Genomic DNA, 20,107 nt, shown 5'->3' with positions numbered 1-20,107 from the left:
GTTAATTACAGCCATTGCGCTTAGCAATTTGCATCTATCTTTGATGGCTTGCCGCGTAGCTTAGATTTACCTTTGTGTAAATTCTAAGTGACATGTTTACCTCATACTTTGCACGCGATTATCCAGTTAAAAGGTTGCTTTACGTTCGCGTAAACGACACAGTATAAAGGTGCGCAAGATCACACTTTTAGCTTGCGTTTGATAATCTAACAATGCGCGCTCTAATCGCGAATAGCGCAGCTTTAAATAAAATGAGTAGTGTCATTTTGTTGTTTATCTGGCTGATTTAAAACGCAAAAGTAAATGGAATTATAATAGAACAACCCCTAACGCATGACTGGAGTAAATATGAGTGCCGAACTGTTAAACCAAGATATTGTTATTGTTGCTGCAAAACGCACCCCAATGGGTGGCTTTCAAGGCGTACTTTCAAGTGTGCCCTCGCCAAAACTTGCTGCCACGGCGATTAAAGGATTGATGCAGCACAGTGGTTTAACGGGGGCGCAAATAGATGAAGTGCTAATGGGTTGCGTATTGCCCGCTGGGCTGGGGCAAGCGCCGGCTCGACAAGCCACCTTAGGGGCTGATTTACCGCTTAGTGTTAATGCCACCACAATCAACAAAGTGTGTGGCTCTGGCATGAAAACCGTCATGTTGGCACACGATTTAATTAAAGCGGGCAGTGCTAGCGTAGTGATTGCTGGAGGTATGGAGAACATGAGCCAAGCGCCATACTTACTCGATAAAGCCCGTGGCGGTATGCGAATGGGCCACGGTAAAGTGCTAGATCACATGTTTCTCGATGGTTTAGAAGACGCCTACACTGGCGGGGCAATGGGCTCTTTTGCGCAGCAAACTGCCAATGAGTTCAGCTTAACCCGTGAGCAGATGGATGACTTTGCCCTAAGCTCGTTAGAAAAAGCTAATGCGGCCATTAACGCTGGCGCTTTTGAAGCTGAAATTTCGCCCGTTACCGTGGCTAACCGCCGAGGTGATGTAGTGGTGACTACCGATGAGCAACCGGGAAATGCTCGCCCCGACAAAATTCCTGCCCTACGGCCTGCATTTGCCAAAGACGGCACCATTACTGCCGCAAACTCAAGCTCGATTTCAGACGGCGCCGCAGCGTTAATGCTTATGACACGAGCGCAAGCTTTTACCCTTGGTCTTGAGGTGATGGCTACTATCAAGGGCCACATTACCCATGCGCAAGAACCAGAAAAATTCACTACCGCGCCGGTTGGATCCATGAAAAAACTGCTCGATAAAGTTAATTGGAACACCAATGACGTTGACCTGTTTGAGATCAACGAAGCTTTTGCCATGGTGACAATGTTGGCGGTATCTGAGCTTGGTCTTGATGCCAGTAAGGTTAACGTTAACGGTGGCGCTTGCGCGTTGGGGCATCCTATTGGTTGTTCGGGCGCCCGCATATTGGTGACCTTAATTCATGCGCTTAAAGCCCGTGGTCTTAGTAAAGGAGTCGCTTCTTTATGTATTGGTGGTGGCGAAGCTACCGCGATGGCGATTGAACTGTAACACCATTAAATAACTAAGATTTTGACTCTAAGTTCAATCACCAACAAGACTCAATTTAACCGTGAGCCTGCAGCTATCACAGCGACGCTGCGATGGCTGCAATCTATAATAATCAAGGCCGCAGTTAACTCATTATTTTGCTCATCGCCAGCCTCATCGGCGCTGAAAATTTAGGACGCAACATGACGACTCAAGTTAAGCATTACATCGATGGTGAATGGGTAATAGGCGGTAGCAAACAGCAAATAGCCATCACGAACCCCGCCAATAATGAAACAATCGCGATGGTTAACGCTGCGCTCACCAGTGAGGTTGAAACTGCCATCGCCAGTGCTAAAGCCGCTTTTAAAAGCTGGAAAGAGGTGCCAGTGTCAGAGCGAGCACGAGTGATGCTCAATTACCAACATTTGCTAAAAGAGCAGCATGATGAAATTGCGACCATTTTGGCGCAAGAAACCGGCAAGACGTTTGAAGATGCCAAAGGCGATGTTTGGCGTGGTATCGAAGTGGTCGAACATGCCTGTAATATTGCGTCAATGATGATGGGCGAAACGGTTGAAAACGTAGCAAGGTCAATAGATACCTATAGCTACACTCAACCGCTTGGCGTTTGTGCCGGAATAACTCCATTTAACTTTCCGGCGATGATCCCACTGTGGATGTTCCCGCTGGCGGTGGCTTGCGGTAACACTTTCGTACTCAAGCCGTCAGAGCAAGATCCAATGACCCCCCAACGCCTGATTGAATTGTTTGAACAAGCTGGTGCCCCCAAAGGGGTGATTCAGCTAGTGCATGGTGACAAAAGCGCAGTTGATCTCGTGCTGCGTCATCCTGATATTAAAGCCATTTCGTTTGTGGGCTCGGTTAATGTTGGGCAATATATTTATAAAACCGCGACCGATAACCTTAAGCGTGTACAGGTATTTGCTGGCGCTAAAAACCATTGCGTAATTATGCCTGACGCCAATAAACAGCAAGTGATAAATAATTTAGTGGGCGCTTCAGTTGGCGCGGCCGGTCAGCGGTGTATGGCGCTATCTGTTGCCGTATTTGTTGGTGCGGCTAAAGCGTGGATCCCAGAATTAAAAGCGGCCATTGCCAAAGTAAAACCAGGCCTGTGGGATGATAAAAACGCCGCATATGGGCCTGTCATTAGCCCAGCAGCCAAGCAAAGGATCGTGAGCCTGATTGCACAAGGCGTTGCAGAAGGGGCAGATTGTTTGCTTGATGGTACCGATTTTACCGTTGCAGGGTATGAGTCAGGTAACTGGGTTGGCCCTACTATGTTCGGTAGCGTTACGGCTAACATGAAGATCTACCAAGAAGAAATTTTTGGCCCCGTTTTATGTTGTATGAACGCTGACACATTAGATGATGCCATTGAAATTGTTAACGCCAGTCCATACGGCAACGGCACGGCAATCTTTACTGCTAGTGGCGCCGCTGCACGCAAATATCAACATGAAGTAGAAGTGGGGCAGGTTGGCGTTAATGTGCCTATACCTGTGCCATTGCCCTTTTTCTCGTTTACCGGCTGGAAAGGCAGTTTTTATGGCGACCAGCATGCATACGGTAAGCAAGCTGTGCGTTTTTATAGCGAAACAAAAACGATTACTGCACGCTGGTTTGAATCCGATCTCGCCGTTGCTTCAGCGCCTAATATGACGATCGACTTAAAGTAATTGCTAACAGCTATTGTGAGCTTTCTTAAAGTGAAAAATTGCCGCCATAAGCCACAGCGCCGCTACTTTAAGCTGCACTACTGCCTACTGTAAAAGGAGTAACAGATGGATTTTAATCTCAATGACGATCAACGCCAATTCACAGCGTTAGCCACTCAGTTTGCAAACGAGCAACTTACACCCTTTGCTGCTCAATGGGATGAACAGCATTATTTTCCCAAAGAGACAATTCAACAAGCCGGCGAACTCGGATTTTGCTCGCTGTATTCCCCCGAATCTGAAGGCGGCATGGGGTTGTCTCGGTTAGATTCGTCGCTTATTTTTGAGCAGCTAGCTATGGGCTGTACCGCCACCACCGCGATGTTAACTATCCATAATATGGCCACTTGGATGGTCACAAGCTTTGGGTCAGCCACATTGCGAGACGAGTGGTCAAAGTCGCTCACCTCTGGGCAAAATTTAGCATCATACTGTTTAACCGAGCCCGGTGCGGGTAGTGACGCTGCCTCACTGCAAACCAAGGCTGTGCGTGATGGTGATGATTATGTGATCTCAGGCTCAAAAGTGTTTATCTCTGGCGCCGGTGAAACCGAGCTCTTAGTGGTGATGTGCCGCACGGGAAAGGCTGGGCCAAAAGGGATCTCGGCGATTGCCGTTCCCGCCAATGCTGCAGGCATTATTTACGCTAAAGCAGAAAGTAAAATGGGCTGGAATGCCCAGCCAACGCGGCAAATTAGCTTCGACAACGTGCGAGTACCAATAAGCCACCTACTGGGCGAAGAGGGCCAAGGTTTTACCTTTGCCATGCAAGGGCTTGATGGTGGCCGGATTAATATTGCCACTTGTTCAGTCGGTACCGCGCAGGCCGCACTTGAGCGTGCCACGCAATATATGAACGAGCGTCACCAATTTGGTAAACCGTTAGCGGCGTTTCAAGCGCTTCAATTTAAGTTGGCCGACATGGCAACCGAGTTAGTGGCCGCCAGACAACTCGTGCGTTTAGCGGCATTTAAGCTAGATCAGCACGACCCAGATGCGACCACATACTGTGCTATGGCAAAGCGATTTGCCACCGATATAGGTTTTCAAGTGTGTGACGCTGCGCTGCAGATCCACGGCGGCTATGGGTATATTCGCGAATATCCATTAGAGCGGCATGTGCGTGATGTACGGGTGCATCAAATTTTAGAAGGCACAAATGAAATCATGAGGTTAATTATCTCGCGGCGGTTACTCGCTGAAAACGCAGGCGCGATTTTATAAGCTTTTTGGCCTTAAATTAGTACACACCAAGCTGTACTTAATCGCCGTTGGAACAATAACAAATGGACAACTCAGTCATGACAAACAATGTGGTGTTTCAAACATTAGGCACGATATCGGGTAAGCAAATTGGTATCGCAACTTTGAATATTGAAACCGCGCTCAACGCCTTAAATATTGAAATGGTACAGGCGTTATTAGCGCAATTAACCTGCTGGAAAAATGATGATTCTATCGCCGCCATTATGTTAGATGGTGCCGGTGACAAAGCCTTTTGCGCTGGTGGCGATGTCAGAGCTATTTATCATGCGGCCATGGACAAACCAGGTGAGGTAACCGCTGCCGCCACTGAATTTTTCAAGCTTGAATATCAACTCGACTACCTGCTACATACTTATGCCAAACCGGTACTGGTTTGGGGCGATGGTATTGTGATGGGAGGCGGACTGGGGTTAATGGTGGGTGCCAGCCATCGAATCGTTACCCAGCATTCGCGGATCGCGATGCCTGAGGTCACCATTGGTTTGTACCCAGATGTCGGCGGCAGTTATTTTCTTAATCAAATGCCGGGTAAAACTGGACTATTTTTAGGTATGACGGCCTACAACATGACCGGGGCTGACGCTTACTATGTAGGTATTGGAAACCATTATCTTAATCGGGGCGACAAAGAGCGCCTACTAGACGCCATTGCCACGGTAGGGTGGCGCAATGATAACGCGGCTAACCACACACGATTACATGCATTAATCGCTGATATGCAGGGGCAATGTCATATTCCTTTAGCCCCAAGTATCTTAGCCGAACACCAAGCATTGATTAATACGTTAATGGATGGCGATTTGGCTCAAATACTGACGCAAGTTAAAGGGCTAAATGACAGCTTAAAACAGGTGCACCCTTGGCTAGCTAAAGCCTGCAGCGTGATGTTGGCGGGTAGCCCAATAAGCCACGCATTGGTGTATGAACAATCATTGCTAGGCGCTGATATGACGTTAGCTGGAGCGTTTAAACTTGAGCTAGGCTTAAGTGTAAATTGCTGCGCTAAAGCTGACTTTGTTGAAGGCGTGCGGGCATTGCTCATTGATAAAGATCGCAAGCCTCAATGGCTTTATAACGATGCGGCCGCTATTCCAAAAGATTTAATCGCGTCATTGCTATGTTCACCTTGGAGTGAAGCTGAGCATCCATTTAGCCACATGGGCTAAAGTGGCGATTAAAAGCCGCCAATTTTCAAGGGTTTGACACTGCACTTGTATAAGTGCGCAGGAGCAAAAATGAGTACTGTTGCATTTATTGGTTTAGGAAACATGGGCGGTCCAATGGCTGTCAATCTAATTAAAGCGGGTTTTACCGTTAAAGTGTTTGATTTAGTACCAGCGGCCATGCATGCACTCGCCCAGCAAGGTGCACTGACCGCAAACAGCGCATGTGGTGCAGCCGCCAGTGCCGACGTAGTGGTGAGCATGTTACCCGCTGGCAAACATGTGCGCAGTCTTTATATTGGTGATGCTGACAACAAAGGCATTATTGATATAGTGGCTAAAGACACACTACTCATCGATTGCTCCACCATCGATGCAGGCAGTGCTCAAGCAGTGTCAAAATACGCAGCAGACAAGGGGTTAACTTTTATTGATGCACCTGTATCCGGAGGTACTGCCGGCGCCGCAGCCGGAACGCTCACCTTCATTTGTGGCGGCAGTGATCGCGGGTTTGAGCTGGCGCAGCGACCATTAACAGCAATGGGGAGCAATATATTTCATGCAGGTGGCGCTGGAGCTGGGCAAGTCGCTAAGATATGTAATAATATGTTGTTATCAGTATTAATGGTGGCAACGTCGGAGTCGTTACAAATGGGGGTTGACCACGGGCTCGACCCTAAAGTGCTTTCAGATATAATGAAAGTCAGTAGCGGTGGTAATTGGACGTTGGATAAATATAATCCCTGTCCCGATGTGATGGCGGCAGTACCGTCGTCCAACAATTATCAAGGTGGCTTTATGGTTGACTTGATGGTGAAGGACTTAGGGCTTGCTCAACAAGCGGCTTTATTAACAAATTCAAGTACGCCCATGGGGGCGTTGGCGCGTAGCCTTTATGTAAACCATGCGCGTCAAGGCAACGGTAAGCGTGATTTTTCAAGTATTTTTGAGCAGTTTGCAACTCTCAACAGATAAACATTTAAGGGTAATTCGATGGATTTAAAAGATAAGGTAGTTGTTATTACTGGTGGTGCAGGTGGGCTCGGTTACGCAATGGCGGAAAATCTAGCGGCTGCAGGCGCCAAACTAGCACTTATCGATGTTGACCAAGATAAACTAGAAAAAGCCTGTGCCAACCTTGGGGCAACCACTGAAGTACAAGGTTATGCATTAGACATCACTGACGAAGAAGATGTGTTTGCCGGTTTTCAGTTTATTAAAGAAGACTTTGGTCAAGTTAATGTGCTTATCAACAACGCCGGTATTTTACGTGACGGCATGTTGCTAAAAGCTAAAGAAGGCCAAGTTTTTGACCGTATGTCGTTTGACCAATTCCAATCGGTGATCAACGTAAACCTAACCGGCACCTTCCTTTGTGGCCGTGAAGGTGCCGCTGCAATGATTGAAACCCAGCAAGCTGGCGTGATCATTAACATCTCTAGCATCGCTAAAGCCGGTAACATGGGCCAAACTAACTACTCTGCATCTAAAGCGGGTGTTGCTGCCATGAGTGTCGGTTGGGCAAAAGAGCTGGCACGCCATAACATTCGTAGCGTAGCAATTGCACCAGGAGTGATTGAAACTGAAATGACCGCGGCAATGAAGCCAGAAGCACTTGAGCGTTTAGAAGCCATGGTGCCAGTGGGTCGCCTAGGGCAAGCACAGGAGGTTGCATCAACCGTGCGCTTTATTATTGAAAACGATTACGTTAACGGCCGAGTACTTGAGTTAGACGGTGGTTTAAGGCTTTAATTCGTACAATAGTTTATATTAACAAACCAGCCACAAGGCTGGTTTTTTATTTACTTCATTTTAAGTTAAAATCCCCCCCATAAAAAATAATAACAAGGGAAAAATTGATGCAACGGTTAGAAAAAGCGATAAAAATAACAATGTTAGCCGTCGGCGTTATGGGTATTGTGGTCATTTATTCAGGTTTTTTCTTTCTACAATTTAATGATGATTATGGTTTTACGTTGCCATGGTACTTTTTAGTTTCACCTTGGATTTGCGTGTATTTTGGTTTAGAACAAGCACAGCAAACTGCCAGCGTTAATTGGTTGGTAAGTCGATTTAAACTCAAAAACTAACTCCACTATTGTGGCAAAACTCGCCCTCAACTCCTGCTCTGTTAAATATTCGGTAAGTTATAAGCTAAATAACAGTCTGGTATTTAGCTTTCTTCGATGGCGTATTTAGGCGACATAATCTTGTTTTGCTGATGGTTTAGTTAGCGGTTATTTATCTGCGAATACCCGCCATCTTAAGTTGAAAAAATAGGCTTAAATGCTATAATATCGCGCCTAATTATGGAGATCATGCTTACTCGTTTAAGGGTGATCGATAAAGCCAGTGCATTTTGCAAGCAGCCACTATACTGAAAGTTCACGATAGTGCGCTATGACAATAAGCGCTGGTTTTTTTTGCTTTTACATTATTTGAATTTTGGAATGTCACTTTGATTACTACAGCTAACATCACCATGCAGTTTGGCGCTAAGCCACTGTTTGAGAACCTTTCAATTAAGTTTGGCGGCGGGAACCGTTACGGTCTTATCGGCGCGAACGGTTGTGGTAAATCAACCTTCATGAAAATCCTAGCGGGCGATTTAGAGCCTACTTCGGGTAACGTTTCACTGGACGTTAACGAGCGTTTAGGTAAGTTGAGCCAGAACCAATTTGGTTACGAAGAGTTCAACGTTGTGGACACTGTTATCATGGGCCACGCTGAGCTTTGGGAAGTCAAAAAAGAGCGTGATCGTATATACTCTTTGCCTGAAATGAGTGAAGAAGACGGCATTAAAGTTGCTGATCTTGAAATGGAATTTGCTGAGATGGACGGTTATACCGCCGAATCTCGCGCAGGCGAATTGCTAATGGGTGTGGGTATTGGCATTGATCAACATTTTTCTCTTATGAGCGAAATCGCCCCTGGCTTTAAATTACGTGTGCTATTGGCACAAGCCTTGTTCTCCGATCCAGATGTACTGCTACTTGATGAACCAACCAACAACTTGGACATCGACACCATTCGTTGGTTGCAAGAAATGCTAAACCAACGTAGTAGCACCATGATCATCATCTCGCACGATAGATATTTCTTGAACTCTGTTTGTACTCACATGGCTGACTTGGATTACGGCGAAATGCGCATATTCCCAGGTAACTATGATGAATACATGACAGCAGCACAGCAGTCTCGCGAACGTTTAATGTCAGACAACGCCAAGAAAAAAGCTCAAATTGCTGAACTTCAAGGCTTCGTTGCTCGTTTTTCTGCTAACGCATCTAAAGCTAAGCAAGCGACGTCTCGTGCAAAACTAATCGACAAGATTAAATTGGATGACATTAAAGCTTCAAGCCGTGTGAATCCGTATATTCGCTTTGAACAAGAAAAGAAATTGTTCCGTAATGCGCTAGTCGTTGAAGATCTAAGCAAAGGCTTTGACGTGCAACTGTTTAAAGACTTTAACCTGATTGCTGAAGTTGGTGAGCGTATTGCTGTCTTGGGTGATAACGGTGTGGGTAAAACTACGTTATTGCGTACATTAGTACACGATATTCCACAAGACTCAGGCACAATTCAGTGGTCTGAAAACGCTGCAATTGGTTACTACGCACAGGATCACGAGTCAGATTTTGAAAACGATATGACTTTGTTTGAGTGGATGAGCCAGTGGCGCAAACCAGAAGATGATGATCAATCAGTACGTGGCTATTTAGGCCGTATGTTGTTTGGTTCTGACGATATTAAAAAGTCAGTCAAAGTGCTTTCTGGTGGTGAGAAAGGCCGTATGTTGTTTGGTAAGCTTATTATGCAAAAGCCGAACATCTTGCTACTTGATGAACCAACCAACCACATGGATATGGAATCAATCGAGTCGTTGAACAACGCACTTGAAATGTACGAAGGTACATTAATGTTTGTCAGTCATGACCGTGCATTTGTATCGTCTATTGCCAACCGTATTATTGAGATCACACCAACAGGCGTGAACGATTTCAAAGGCACTTACGATGAGTTCCTAGCCAGTAAAGGTATTGAAGGTTAATCTTCAACGCTATTAATTAAAGCCCGATCCGTCGGGCTTTTTTGTGCTTCAAATTTGAGTTTATCAGCTCAAAAAAGGCAGTAATTGTTTTAGCCAGCATGATGCCAATTAGCTTATTCCTCCTCAAACCCCAGTTCGACTCTAGCGCAACCTTCAAAGTATATCTGCATGAAATTTGCAATCGGTTTAGTATTTTTTCTGTGTAAAACTGTAGCGTAAACCACTGTAAATATAGTTGACCTTGTCAATCACATTGCGTAATTTTCCTTGAAGAGACTGTAATGCAGCGTGCTGTACTTCGTGAAATAATGAATAAAGATGGACATTATGAAAAACAAAACTTGGAAAGATGATTTAGTCAAAACCCGCTATGTAATGGACCTATGGTTACTGGTTGGATTTATATTGGTTTGTGCCCCAAGAGCCACAGGTATTTTTTTACATGAGTGGTTGAGCTTATTGTTTATCGCACCGCTTGTGATCCATTTACTGTTGCATTGGGACTGGGTAAAAACTTTACCACAAAAGTTTATCAAGCAGTTTTCAGGTGAAGCACGATTTAATGCAGTGTGGGACCTCATATTTTATTGCGCCATGCTGATGGTGATCCTCAGTGGTTTTTTAGTGTCTGAAGTGATATTTCCACAATTAGGGATCCCGTTAGACATTCTACCTTTTTGGTCAACTATCCATCACAACCTCGGTAATTTATTAATGCCCATGTTAGGGATCCATTTAGCATTGCATTGGAAGTGGATTAAAAGCATGACTAAAAACATGTTTAAAAAAACAACCGTCAAAGGAGCTTAATATGAAGCATGTTACCGAGCAATGGAAATCACGTAGTCTAATCATTATGGTTATCTCTCTGGTAGTCTGCGCTTTGCTATGGACGTTGTCCTTAACAGATTGGGCGGCGGCAATGAATGTCGCGGTGAGCGAACCCCATGAAAAACCCGATGCGTCAGCTTTAATGATTGGCGTTGTGTCGCTGGTCAAAGTGATGGTGCTGACACTGGTTCCAGCCGCATTATGCTTGGGTATATTGCGAATTATTAACATGATCTCGCGATTTATTAAAGTGCGCATACACAGCACGAATGCATAACCATAACGATTGAACGTAAACGCCGCAAACTAATAACACAATTAGGCCTGCGGCGTTTATGCCGGTTTAGATTGCGTTGGTTGAGTTCTAAAAGGATTATGGTTGACATTATCAACTACCGCAGTTATAGTTGTGTTTATCAACTATATTTAAGGCCAATCCTATGAATGCACAAATCCTCACATCTCCCCAAGTCCCAGCGCAAAACTCAACGCCATTGCTCTACAAGTTGTTAGTTGTACTCGGCATGGTGGCTTTAATGGGGGGCTCCCTTACAGGGGTGATGACCTACATTAACATCGGTTATAGCGAGACGTTTCTGTCTGATTGGTTTAGCTCGTTTTTAATCGCTGCAGTGACAGTGATCCCAGCAGGTATATTTTTGATGACGTTACTCACTAAAGCGGTTGAAAAGATACTGCCTAATACAAGTGAGACAAAACGCAATCTTGTGGTTGGCGTGTCGATGGCGATCATCATGGAGTCAGCAATGGCGCTAACCACTACGTTAAACAATGTCGGTTTTGACTCGCTAGGTTTATTTTTAAGTACCTGGTTACACAGTTTTTTAGCTGCATTACCTGTGGCTTTAACCTTAATACTGATCATTTCAATGACAGTTAAACCCAAAATAGAGCAATTTTTGAAAAGCTAACACACCTCTTTTAGATCAATTAACACCCTCACGTTTTAAATCCATAAAAGGTACCGCATATGCTTCCCAAGATCAGAAAAAACAAATGTTATCGCATTACCATTGAAGAAGTTAAAGATGAGCAAGCCACGGCCAAAACGCTGACGTTTGATTATCAAGACCGAGAAGATGTTTTTGATGTGGTTGAAAAGCTCAAGCAAGGCAGCGGCTTAGAGGCATCACTTGCCACTCGAGTTGGCGTGGCATTACGTTTACTTGGGCCAGTGATGATGCAGCAACGAAAACACCCTTTATTTGCCGAGTTTATGCCCCACTTTAAGCAATTTATGCAGCATTTAAAAGGCACCGTTAAAGCCGCTGTAAAAGATAAGCCTTTAGTGTAAAAGCTGTTTACCGCGCCACCTGCCTCACAGTATCGACAATTATCAAGCGATACAATCAAGCAAACAGTCGAGCTCTTAGTTGATTGATTTGAGTCGGTTGCTGCAATTAATGCCATCAATCTTATATTTAAATTAGTACATATACAGATTGTTCTTTTTCTTGAGGATTTAAAATGAAAATAGCTATTACAGCCGCTAGTGGCAAGTTAGGGGCGGCAATTGTTAAGGCTGCCATCGGGTTAACCAGTAAAGACAACGTAATTGCACTGGCCCGCACGCCGGCTAAGGCCATGGACCTTGGCGTAGAGGTTAGACCCGGAGATTATGATAATCCCGCGCAACTAGAGCAATCTTTACAGTCTATCGATGTATTGTTGTTAGTCTCTGGCATGGACGCGCCCGATAAACGCATTGGCCAGCATCGCAATGTGATTGAAGCGGCAAAAAAAGCGGGCGTGAAAAAAATTGTTTATACCAGCGTACAAGGCGCTGAAGAAGGCACCGCATTTTCACCAATAATTCAAAGTAACAGGCAAACCGAGCAAGATGTTCGTGACTGTGGTTTAGCGTGGGCAATTGGCCGTAACGGAATTTACATTGAGCCAGACCTTGAGTATATCGATACTTACAAGCAAGAAGGTGGGATCTCTAATTGCGCTGGCGAAGGTAAATGCGGTTATACCACCCGGGCAGAGCTAGGTTTTGCGTACGCCAAAATGTTGCTAGAAAATCAGCATAATGGCCACACATACAACTTAAACGGCGAGCCAATTAAGCAATCAGAGTTGGCAGATTATATGAACCTTGCTTTCGGTACCGAGCTGGCATTTACCTCTGTGAGTGTTGAAGCATACCGACTTGAGCGTACTAAGGCGCTTGGTGAGTTTATCGGTACGGTTATTTCTGGCATTTACCAAAGTATTCGCGAGGGCAAAACCAATAACCCGAGCGACTTTGAGCAAGCGGCTGGACGGCCACATATTAGCTGGGATGTATTTTTTACCGATTTAAAAGCGAAACATCAAGCCGGTTAACGGCTGTAAAAAGTGAGGAGGCCAAGAGCCTCCCGATTAATATCGACATGTAAATCTTATAGCAATAAGGACACTAATGTTTAATCGTATTACGCTAGGTGTTTTATTTTCAATGTTACTGTCAGGTTGTGCGCAAAGCATCACTCCAGAGAACATCGACTCACAAACACAGCTATTTCCTGCTTCAACAACACTCAGCGATAACGTATCTGTGGGGTTAGAAGTAGCGTACCGACAGCATTATCAGTTTGTGATTTTAGATGAGCAGCTATCGGGAGATCTCGACTTAGATAGTGTTCACCATATGCAATATATACACACGCAAGCACTGAGCGAGGCGGGCTTTAATGAGGTTTACGACTACTCGTTTTTACATAATTTTATTATTGCTAACGGTTTAACTGAAAAAAACATTGGGGTCGACCCCGACAGTTTGCAACAGCTTGCCAATATTATGGGGCCATTTTTAGTTGTGAGAGTGGATCATTATTCAGAGCGTCCAGATTGGCAAACATACCGTTTAACGGCGTTTGACCCGCTTGCGGGCGTGGTGGTATTTGAACTGTCTAAAGAACACCTTGTGCAGGCTAACCCTGCGACAGAGATGATCTACCCAACCTGGAATGAATTTTTAAAATGGGACCGAAAAATCCCCTCAGCCGTTAGCGGCCAATATCGCTAAACGCCGGTTGAACTATTGCTAACGTATTATCATTGGCATAAAAAAAGGTCTGCAGTTGCAGACCTTTTATTGTTAATAAGCAGCTTAACGTTTATTTGTCGAAGCGTTGTTTGAGGTAGTCAAATACTGCACGAATACCAAAAGCTTCACCGCCCACTGGGCGACCTGGTAATTTACGGTTGTTCCACGCCATTACGTCAAAGTGGCTCCAGCTAATGTCTTTATCGACAAAGGCTTCTAAATACAGCGCTGCAGTAATCGCGCCACCAAATGGTGTTTTACCACAGTTGGCTAAGTCAGCAATATCACTGCCAGTAAGGTCAAGGTAAGGTTTGTGCAGTGGCATGCGCCAAACCGGATCGCCAACACGTAAACCTGATGCGGTTATGTCGGCTGCAACTTGGTCGTCATTACTAAAAAAGCCAGGTAGTTCGGTACCTAGTGCCACCCGCATTGCACCGGTTAAGGTGGCAAAGTCGATAACCAATTCGGGTTTGTCGTTATTAGCCTCAGCAAGGGCATCACACAAAACCAAACGGCCTTCGGCATCAGTATTATCGATTTCAACGGTCAGCCCTTTACGTGTGGTAATAACATCACCTGGTCTAAAAGCATTTGCTGACACTGCGTTTTCAACGGCCGGCACCAATACACGTAAACGAATAGGCAGGTTATTAGCCATGATAAGCTGCGCTAAGCCAATGACATGCGCTGCCCCGCCCATATCTTTTTTCATTAAGCGCATGCCCGCGCCAGGTTTTAGGTCAAGTCCGCCTGAGTCAAAACAAACCCCTTTACCGACTAACGTCACTTTAGGCGCTGATTTATCTCCCCAAGTGAGGTCAATTAAACGTGGTGCATGTTCACTTGCACGGCCAACCATGTGGATAGTCGGGTAGTTTTGCTCGAGTAATTCATCACCCACAATTTGGCTGAGCTCGCCGCCAAACTCGGTTGCCATAGTCGCCATAGTTGCAGCTAAATCTTGCGGCATCATGTCGGCAGCAGGCGTATTAACTAAGTCACGCACTAAAGACACAGAGCGGACAAACTTATTGGCTTCATCGGCTTGTGCCTGAGTTGGTACTATAAGAGTAGGGATTTGTTTGGTACTTTTTTTATAACGATCAAACTGGTAAGCACCCAAGCCCCAACTAAAGGCGGCGGTTTTAATTTGCTCGTCGTCGGCCTGTAATTGGTATTGGCCTGCAGGAAGTTGATTTACTAAATCGCCACACAGCCAGTAGGTGTCGTCACTATTGCTGACAAAAATGACTTCAGCTAACTCACCCTCGGCATTTGGAATTAAACAGACTCCAGTGCCCGAAAATTGCGTGGTTGTAAGCCAGTTAATGACATTTTTTGCTTGTTTATCGCGCCACTGTGAAAATGTTTCGCTGTTGAAAATAGAAAGTGGAATGCCAGAAACACCAGATACGATGATATTGCTCATGTAGGGACTCTTTATATTGATAGCGACGAGTTAAAATTGAGTATTAAGAATATCAGGCTGGTGGGTAACTACAAAGTAAAGACAGGTTTTTAAAGCAAATATGTCGCCGTTACCGATTAATTTAAGCGTTAAGTTTGAGGTTGTTGCTTGTAAAAAAGCGAGAAGGGCCGTTTATTTTGGGCTATGGTTGGCTTTAATACGTTTACGGCTTGTTGAGGTGCGGCGCACATTAGCTTTTAGCTCGCTCATATTGTGAAACGAGCTTGGCAGTACATCAACCCCAACCGATCTTCCTAGCTTTAACACTAAAGGAATGGTTAGCGGGGCAAAAGGCAAGACTGCAAAAACACCTAAACCGAGTCCTTTAATGAGGTCGGCAAACTGTTTATTGGCTTCTGTTAATTCATCGCGGCTGGCTTGCTTGCGAGTGTGGCGTTTATAGATCACCAACATCTCTTTGGTCTCTTTTTTTTCTTGAGACAAGGCTTCTTGCACTACCAACATGTCAAACTTTACACGCAGCCAAAAGCGCCGTCTACTAATACGGAAAACGCGAAGAGGAGCTTTGTGAATGTGGCGGTAGATATTCATCGGCGCGATTGTCGCATAGCCGGCGAATTAAACCTATTACTAAAATGCATAAATGAGGCTAAATGAGGCCTGTTTAATCAGATTTAAACAGGCCGCTAACGTTAGTGCTTAACCTGCGCGAAGACTAAGGATATTTGATAACACAATTGGGTCGGGATAGCGGCAAAATTGACTGTCTTTCTTATCAATTGCATAAATTGACATGCGGTCAGCAAGCTCGTTGCCCTCAATACCTACGTGGGCCGGAACATGCATAATCGTCAGTTTGTCTTTAACGCTGTCAAACAGCTCATGGGCTTGCTGAATAATATCGAGGTTTTTAATGTCGCCAGCTTTTTGGCGTTTCCAGCCTTTAGCTTTCCAGCCATAAGCCCAATGAGTAATGCAATTAATAGAGTATTGGGAGTCACTGAGAATTTGAACACTTTTGCCGTCTTTCATTGCACTAACTGCCAATAGCAATGCTTGGTGCAGTGCATTGAGCTCGGCGGTGTTATTGGTGCCGTGAGCAGTGTAAAGACCATACCAAAGCTCAGCTAATTCGCCGCTGCGGTAAATGGCGATGCCAGAACCCGCTTTGCCTGGATTGGGCTCGCAGCCGCCATCAGTAAAAATAGACACATCAAACTGACTTAAGTCGATAGCTTTTGTGGCTTTTGCCGTTTTCGCACTGCTACTGGCGGTGGTTGATTTTTTTTGCGCTGCGCCAGCATAACTTGGCACCCGCTTAAATGCAGCCTCAGCTTCGGCCTTGGTTTTAAAAGACTTATATTTTGCCTGCGGAAACTTATCGACTTGTTTTTTTGTGTAATCCCAGCTGGTGAAAATGCCTGTTTCACGCCCAGCCCATACTACGTAGTACTTTGTTGCCATGTAATGTTTGATCCTTAATCAGCCTTGTTAGGCTATTCATTGTGGCCTCGTGTGAGGCGCTTAATGCTTTTGGCAGTGTGCCAGTAACTGCATAAAAAACGCGCTGCCTTTTCGTTCAGCAAAGGCGATGTTGCGCTCAGGTATTGACTCGGGGTCGGCATAATTTGCCAAGGCCAATTCCATACTCGCTTCCCGAATAATGTGTAACGTTGGGTAAGGTGAACGATTAGTATAGTTTGCCGCGCTGTCTTGTGGTTCACCCTCAAAGCAATAATCAGGGTGAAAACTAGCTAATTGATACTGGCCTTCATACCCTTGTTCAAATAAAAGGTCTGTGGCGATATCGACTAAGTCAAGGTACGGGTAAAAGCCTTCAAATCCGCGCGGTAAAATAAACAAGGTGGTCTCTACATCTGGGTGTTTATCGAGGTAGATACACTCCTCAATTAATGCATTTAATACAGTTTTTAATGCTGACTCGTCAATAACCGCATAGCGAATACTCGCGCGCTCAACCTCGCGGCGAGCAAACGGACAGATATTATATTTCATAATCACCTGCTTAACCCAGTTTTCAGTTTGCGTAGCGTATTGTTGCAAGGCTAAATCGTATTCTTGGGTCATAGTTGGCTGCCTATAGCGGGTTATGGCGCGATCATAGGGATGATTGAAAGCACAAGCAAGAGTGCCATGCTGATGTTAAATACCCTTTGCTGCTGTTGATTCTTTAATATTCGTTTTAGCGCCACGCCAAAGGCTAACCACACGCAAGCACATGGCAGTGCAACAGCAAAGAACACCGCCGCAATGGTAAAAACTTGTGGAGTAAGTGCTTGCTCCATGGTGGTAAAGGTCGCAATAGCGCCAATTGCCATTATCCAACCTTTAGGGTTTACCCATTGAAACGCAACAGCTTGAATAAAGCTCAGTGGCGATGGCGTATTTTTTCCGGTTAATTTATTACTGCTATTCGCGATTAACCACGCGAGGTAAAGCAAGTAGGCTATACCGACACATTTAATGACAAGGTGGAGCAGGGGGTAGAGTTTAAATAACGTGCTTAACCCTAAACCGATAGCCAACACCATAGCTGGAAAGCCAAGGCAAATACCCAGTAAATGCGGGGCACTGCGCTTTACACCAAAGTTAACGCCAGATGACATCAGCATAATGTTATTAGGCCCAGGCGTGATCCCCGACGAAAAAGCAAATAATGCAATTGAAAAAATAAGTTCCATTTAACCACAAGCCAAAAAATACTGGGCAATCATTCTATCGCGATAATAGCATTAGGGTAACAATTATACTGATCCTATGTCGTTATCAGCCTTAAGCTATGAACCCGATTGCAGAAAATACACAACTTCAATGAAAAACCATAGCTTATATAATCTTGCGGCGGTAAAGTTAGCGACTCTAATTTAGGTTGAGTCGATTTGTGTTATCTAGCGTATTTTTACCAATAAACTGTGCCAGCACGATAGGTTCATCGAAGGTTAACGTTGTAGCTGTTAACCTGTTATATCCACTCCGAGGTGAATTAAAAAAATGATAAAACACGCGATAGCAGTATTATTGGTAGGGTTTGTGGCGTTATCGGGTTGCAGTACTACAACGGCAAGTAATAACCCACAAAACCGCACGACCATGGTCACCACTGGAGATTTGGCACAGCTTAATCGCACTTCAAACACTTTTGCCTGGCACCCGACACTGGCCGTGGTAGAAACCCATGACAAAATTGACGATCACGTAGTGATAGGGCATATGCGTCAAGCCATTGCTAAAGTGTTAAGCGCAAAAGGCTACCGCCTTGCTACGCAACAGGAAACCCCAAGTATGTTAGTGGGTTTTGGTTTAGCGCTAGAGTCAAAAATGAGCGACAACGAAATATTAAACAAAGTAGGCATCGTGGCCGGTTTATCAAGCGTAAGCATGAATGACGAGTATGAAAAAGGCTCTGTGTTAGTGGCTTTTTTCGCGCCAGAGCAAAGACTACCTGCATGGCGTGTGTTAGCCCAAGGCTACGCCGAAAACGATAAAGCCGTAGCCGAGCGAGAATTGCCATTTGAGCACTTTATTGCCAGCATGCTTAAAGGTGTGCCGGCCATTTAATCGCAGCTCAGTTAATTACGTTACGCGCTCAGTGATTTTGGCGCGCGTAACGCAGTTAAACACCCCATCATATGAGGTGTTAACTCAATAAGTTAGACCGTTACACTAATTTCATAAGAGCCAAATTTACGGATATTAATGACGCCGGTATCAAAAATAAGATATTGGCCTTTTATGCCCTTCAATATGCCGGTCACCTCTGGGGTCTTGTCAAAATTGTGCGAGGCAATTTTAGTTGGAAACTCCAGCACCGGAAACTGAATCGACTGAATAGGTTCATCTAGTTTGGTTATGGCATGTTCGCCATGTTCTGCGGTAATTTGGGCTAAACGCTCGGTGATTTGCGGGATCAATATCTCGGCCTGTTGCTTTAAGTCCATGTCATCGGCATTGCCTTTTAGCATGGTGCGCCAATTGGTTTTATCGGCAATCATTGCCGCTAATGCTATTTCAACCAAGCCAGAAATAAACCGAGTTTCGACTTTAAAAATCGGTAGCCCTTGTGTAGCGCCCTGATCAATCCAGCGTGTTGGTAGCTGAGTATGGCGGGTGATCCCGACTTTAATCCCTGAAGTATTCGACAAATAAACATAATGGGGGACAAAACAGTTAGCCTCGCCCCATGATGGTTCGCGGCAGGTACCTGCAGCAAAGTGACAGGTTTCTGGCTTCATTATACACATATCGCAACTGGCCAATTTTTGCATACACACATAACAATGCCCTTGCGAATAGCTCTTTTTGGTCTTTTTACCACAGCTACAACATAGGATTTTGCCAGTATGGGTTAGCGTGAGTGTTGAGCCGATAAGAGGGTTTAAATCAAGTAGCTCATCGCCAACGGGTAATTGATATTGCACCTGTTGATTCTCATCAAGGTGGCTGCGCATTTTTCTGAGTGTTCCAAGCATGACATTATATTTCTTATAAGGTTTTACACAGTCTACCAGAATGTTTCAGTCTATTCTGAATGGTTTTATCGATTGCTAATACATATGTAAGCGGCTAAAGCGATACTGTGAAATGCAGGTTAGTGGCTATATCGTTAACCACGCAAAATTGAGGTGGTATTTGTGGCTCTGACTAAAACTTATTAAGCAAGCTTAGTCGGGCGTGGCGAAGCGCCATGACTTTGATTGTTTACTTGGAAGCTAAATTACAACAAATAGCATCTGTGGTTCCAATTGCCTGCGGCAGCATATGTGCAGATACTGCTGAGGCACGCTGTTCGTCATCCATGACCGCTCTGCGGTTTCATCCTTGAAACCAAAGGCCTCAACCGCATCTACACTGGGTTAGAAAAGTCGAACTTTTAGCATTGGTGTTTTTAATAAAAAGCACTAGGAAGAAAACACATGCTGAACAACTCGACTATAGCAATGGTAATAAGGTGTGTCTTCAAGACTCACTAGAGTTCTTCTAGGGCGTGGCATTTCAACCTCCAACTAAAACTTAACAAGCAAGCTTAGTCGG

At 44.9% G+C, this 20,107-nt stretch carries 21 protein-coding genes and 1 pseudogene; 15 read left to right on the top strand and 7 right to left on the bottom strand.

What is annotated here, in order from left to right:
- Positions 1-348 precede the first annotated feature (348 nt).
- The 14 genes from RGE70_RS12570 to RGE70_RS12505 all read left to right on the top strand — a co-directional run bounded on the left by RGE70_RS12570 (position 349) and on the right by RGE70_RS12505 (position 13,602).
- Complete coding sequence (locus RGE70_RS12570) at positions 349-1,539, top strand: acetyl-CoA C-acyltransferase (protein WP_310471791.1); 1,191 nt, start codon at positions 349-351, stop codon at positions 1,537-1,539.
- A gap of 182 nt (positions 1,540-1,721) precedes the next feature.
- Positions 1,722-3,221: a CoA-acylating methylmalonate-semialdehyde dehydrogenase gene (locus tag RGE70_RS12565; RefSeq protein ID WP_310471790.1), complete on the top strand. Its 1,500-nt coding sequence runs from the start codon at positions 1,722-1,724 to the stop codon at positions 3,219-3,221.
- Positions 3,222-3,326: 105 nt separating this feature from the next.
- Complete coding sequence (locus RGE70_RS12560) at positions 3,327-4,484, top strand: acyl-CoA dehydrogenase family protein (protein ID WP_310471789.1); 1,158 nt, start codon at positions 3,327-3,329, stop codon at positions 4,482-4,484.
- 62 nt (positions 4,485-4,546) lie between these two features.
- A complete protein-coding gene (locus tag RGE70_RS12555) occupies positions 4,547-5,692 on the top strand; it encodes an enoyl-CoA hydratase/isomerase family protein (protein ID WP_310471788.1) in 1,146 nt (381 codons plus the stop codon).
- A 69-nt stretch (positions 5,693-5,761) separates the two neighbouring features.
- The gene (gene mmsB, locus RGE70_RS12550; protein WP_310471787.1) at positions 5,762-6,664 is read left to right on the top strand and encodes a 3-hydroxyisobutyrate dehydrogenase; all 903 of its coding nucleotides are present in this window, start codon (positions 5,762-5,764) and stop codon (positions 6,662-6,664) included.
- Between the two features lie 18 nt (positions 6,665-6,682).
- Entirely contained in the window at positions 6,683-7,441 is a 759-nt protein-coding gene (locus RGE70_RS12545; RefSeq protein ID WP_310471786.1) for an SDR family oxidoreductase, read from the top strand.
- 107 nt (positions 7,442-7,548) lie between these two features.
- A complete protein-coding gene (locus RGE70_RS12540; RefSeq protein ID WP_375087855.1) occupies positions 7,549-7,779 on the top strand; it encodes a hypothetical protein in 231 nt (76 codons plus the stop codon).
- A 368-nt stretch (positions 7,780-8,147) separates the two neighbouring features.
- Entirely contained in the window at positions 8,148-9,740 is a 1,593-nt protein-coding gene (locus RGE70_RS12535; RefSeq protein WP_310471785.1) for an ABC-F family ATPase, read from the top strand.
- Between the two features lie 327 nt (positions 9,741-10,067).
- Complete coding sequence (locus RGE70_RS12530) at positions 10,068-10,550, top strand: cytochrome b/b6 domain-containing protein (RefSeq protein ID WP_310471784.1); 483 nt, start codon at positions 10,068-10,070, stop codon at positions 10,548-10,550.
- 1 nt (position 10,551) lies between these two features.
- Positions 10,552-10,848: a hypothetical protein gene (locus RGE70_RS12525; protein ID WP_310471783.1), complete on the top strand. Its 297-nt coding sequence runs from the start codon at positions 10,552-10,554 to the stop codon at positions 10,846-10,848.
- Positions 10,849-11,011: 163 nt separating this feature from the next.
- Positions 11,012-11,503 carry a DUF2798 domain-containing protein gene (locus RGE70_RS12520; protein ID WP_310471782.1) on the top strand — a complete coding sequence of 164 codons (492 nt, stop codon included), beginning with the start codon at positions 11,012-11,014 and terminating at the stop codon, positions 11,501-11,503.
- A 59-nt stretch (positions 11,504-11,562) separates the two neighbouring features.
- Complete coding sequence (locus RGE70_RS12515) at positions 11,563-11,886, top strand: DUF3861 domain-containing protein (RefSeq protein WP_310471781.1); 324 nt, start codon at positions 11,563-11,565, stop codon at positions 11,884-11,886.
- Between the two features lie 173 nt (positions 11,887-12,059).
- Complete coding sequence (locus tag RGE70_RS12510; RefSeq protein WP_310471780.1) at positions 12,060-12,920, top strand: SDR family oxidoreductase; 861 nt, start codon at positions 12,060-12,062, stop codon at positions 12,918-12,920.
- Positions 12,921-12,996: 76 nt separating this feature from the next.
- Complete coding sequence (locus tag RGE70_RS12505) at positions 12,997-13,602, top strand: hypothetical protein (protein WP_310471779.1); 606 nt, start codon at positions 12,997-12,999, stop codon at positions 13,600-13,602.
- Positions 13,603-13,693: 91 nt separating this feature from the next.
- On the opposite strand, the gene RGE70_RS12500 is transcribed toward RGE70_RS12505, so the two are convergent.
- From RGE70_RS12500 to RGE70_RS12480, 5 genes are all read right to left on the bottom strand, one after another.
- A complete protein-coding gene (locus RGE70_RS12500; RefSeq protein WP_310471778.1) occupies positions 13,694-15,055 on the bottom strand; it encodes a leucyl aminopeptidase family protein in 1,362 nt (453 codons plus the stop codon).
- Positions 15,056-15,226: 171 nt separating this feature from the next.
- Entirely contained in the window at positions 15,227-15,646 is a 420-nt protein-coding gene (locus tag RGE70_RS12495) for a hypothetical protein (RefSeq protein ID WP_310471777.1), read from the bottom strand.
- Between the two features lie 108 nt (positions 15,647-15,754).
- Entirely contained in the window at positions 15,755-16,519 is a 765-nt protein-coding gene (locus tag RGE70_RS12490) for a ribonuclease H1 domain-containing protein (RefSeq protein WP_310471776.1), read from the bottom strand.
- Positions 16,520-16,579: 60 nt separating this feature from the next.
- Positions 16,580-17,143 carry a DUF1415 domain-containing protein gene (locus RGE70_RS12485; protein ID WP_310471775.1) on the bottom strand — a complete coding sequence of 188 codons (564 nt, stop codon included), beginning with the start codon at positions 17,141-17,143 and terminating at the stop codon, positions 16,580-16,582.
- Positions 17,144-17,163: 20 nt separating this feature from the next.
- Positions 17,164-17,757 carry a LysE family translocator gene (locus RGE70_RS12480; protein WP_310471774.1) on the bottom strand — a complete coding sequence of 198 codons (594 nt, stop codon included), beginning with the start codon at positions 17,755-17,757 and terminating at the stop codon, positions 17,164-17,166.
- A gap of 310 nt (positions 17,758-18,067) precedes the next feature.
- On the opposite strand from RGE70_RS12480, the gene RGE70_RS12475 reads away from it, so the two are divergent.
- The gene (locus RGE70_RS12475) at positions 18,068-18,634 is read left to right on the top strand and encodes a DUF4136 domain-containing protein (protein WP_310471773.1); all 567 of its coding nucleotides are present in this window, start codon (positions 18,068-18,070) and stop codon (positions 18,632-18,634) included.
- Between the two features lie 92 nt (positions 18,635-18,726).
- Here RGE70_RS12475 and RGE70_RS12470 read toward each other — a convergent pair whose 3' ends face one another.
- Entirely contained in the window at positions 18,727-19,545 is an 819-nt protein-coding gene (locus RGE70_RS12470) for a DUF2797 domain-containing protein (protein ID WP_310471772.1), read from the bottom strand.
- Positions 19,546-19,983: 438 nt separating this feature from the next.
- Positions 19,984-20,067 (bottom strand): annotated as a pseudogene (locus RGE70_RS12465) (Mobile element protein); the annotation flags it as partial.
- Positions 20,068-20,107 lie beyond the last annotated feature (40 nt).

The sequence above is a fragment of the Shewanella youngdeokensis genome, from assembly GCF_033180165.1.
GTDB classification, from domain to species: Bacteria; Pseudomonadota; Gammaproteobacteria; order Enterobacterales; family Shewanellaceae; genus Shewanella; species Shewanella youngdeokensis.
Note: the sequence above shows the minus strand (reverse complement) of the source record. Positions and strands in the feature narration are given on the sequence as shown.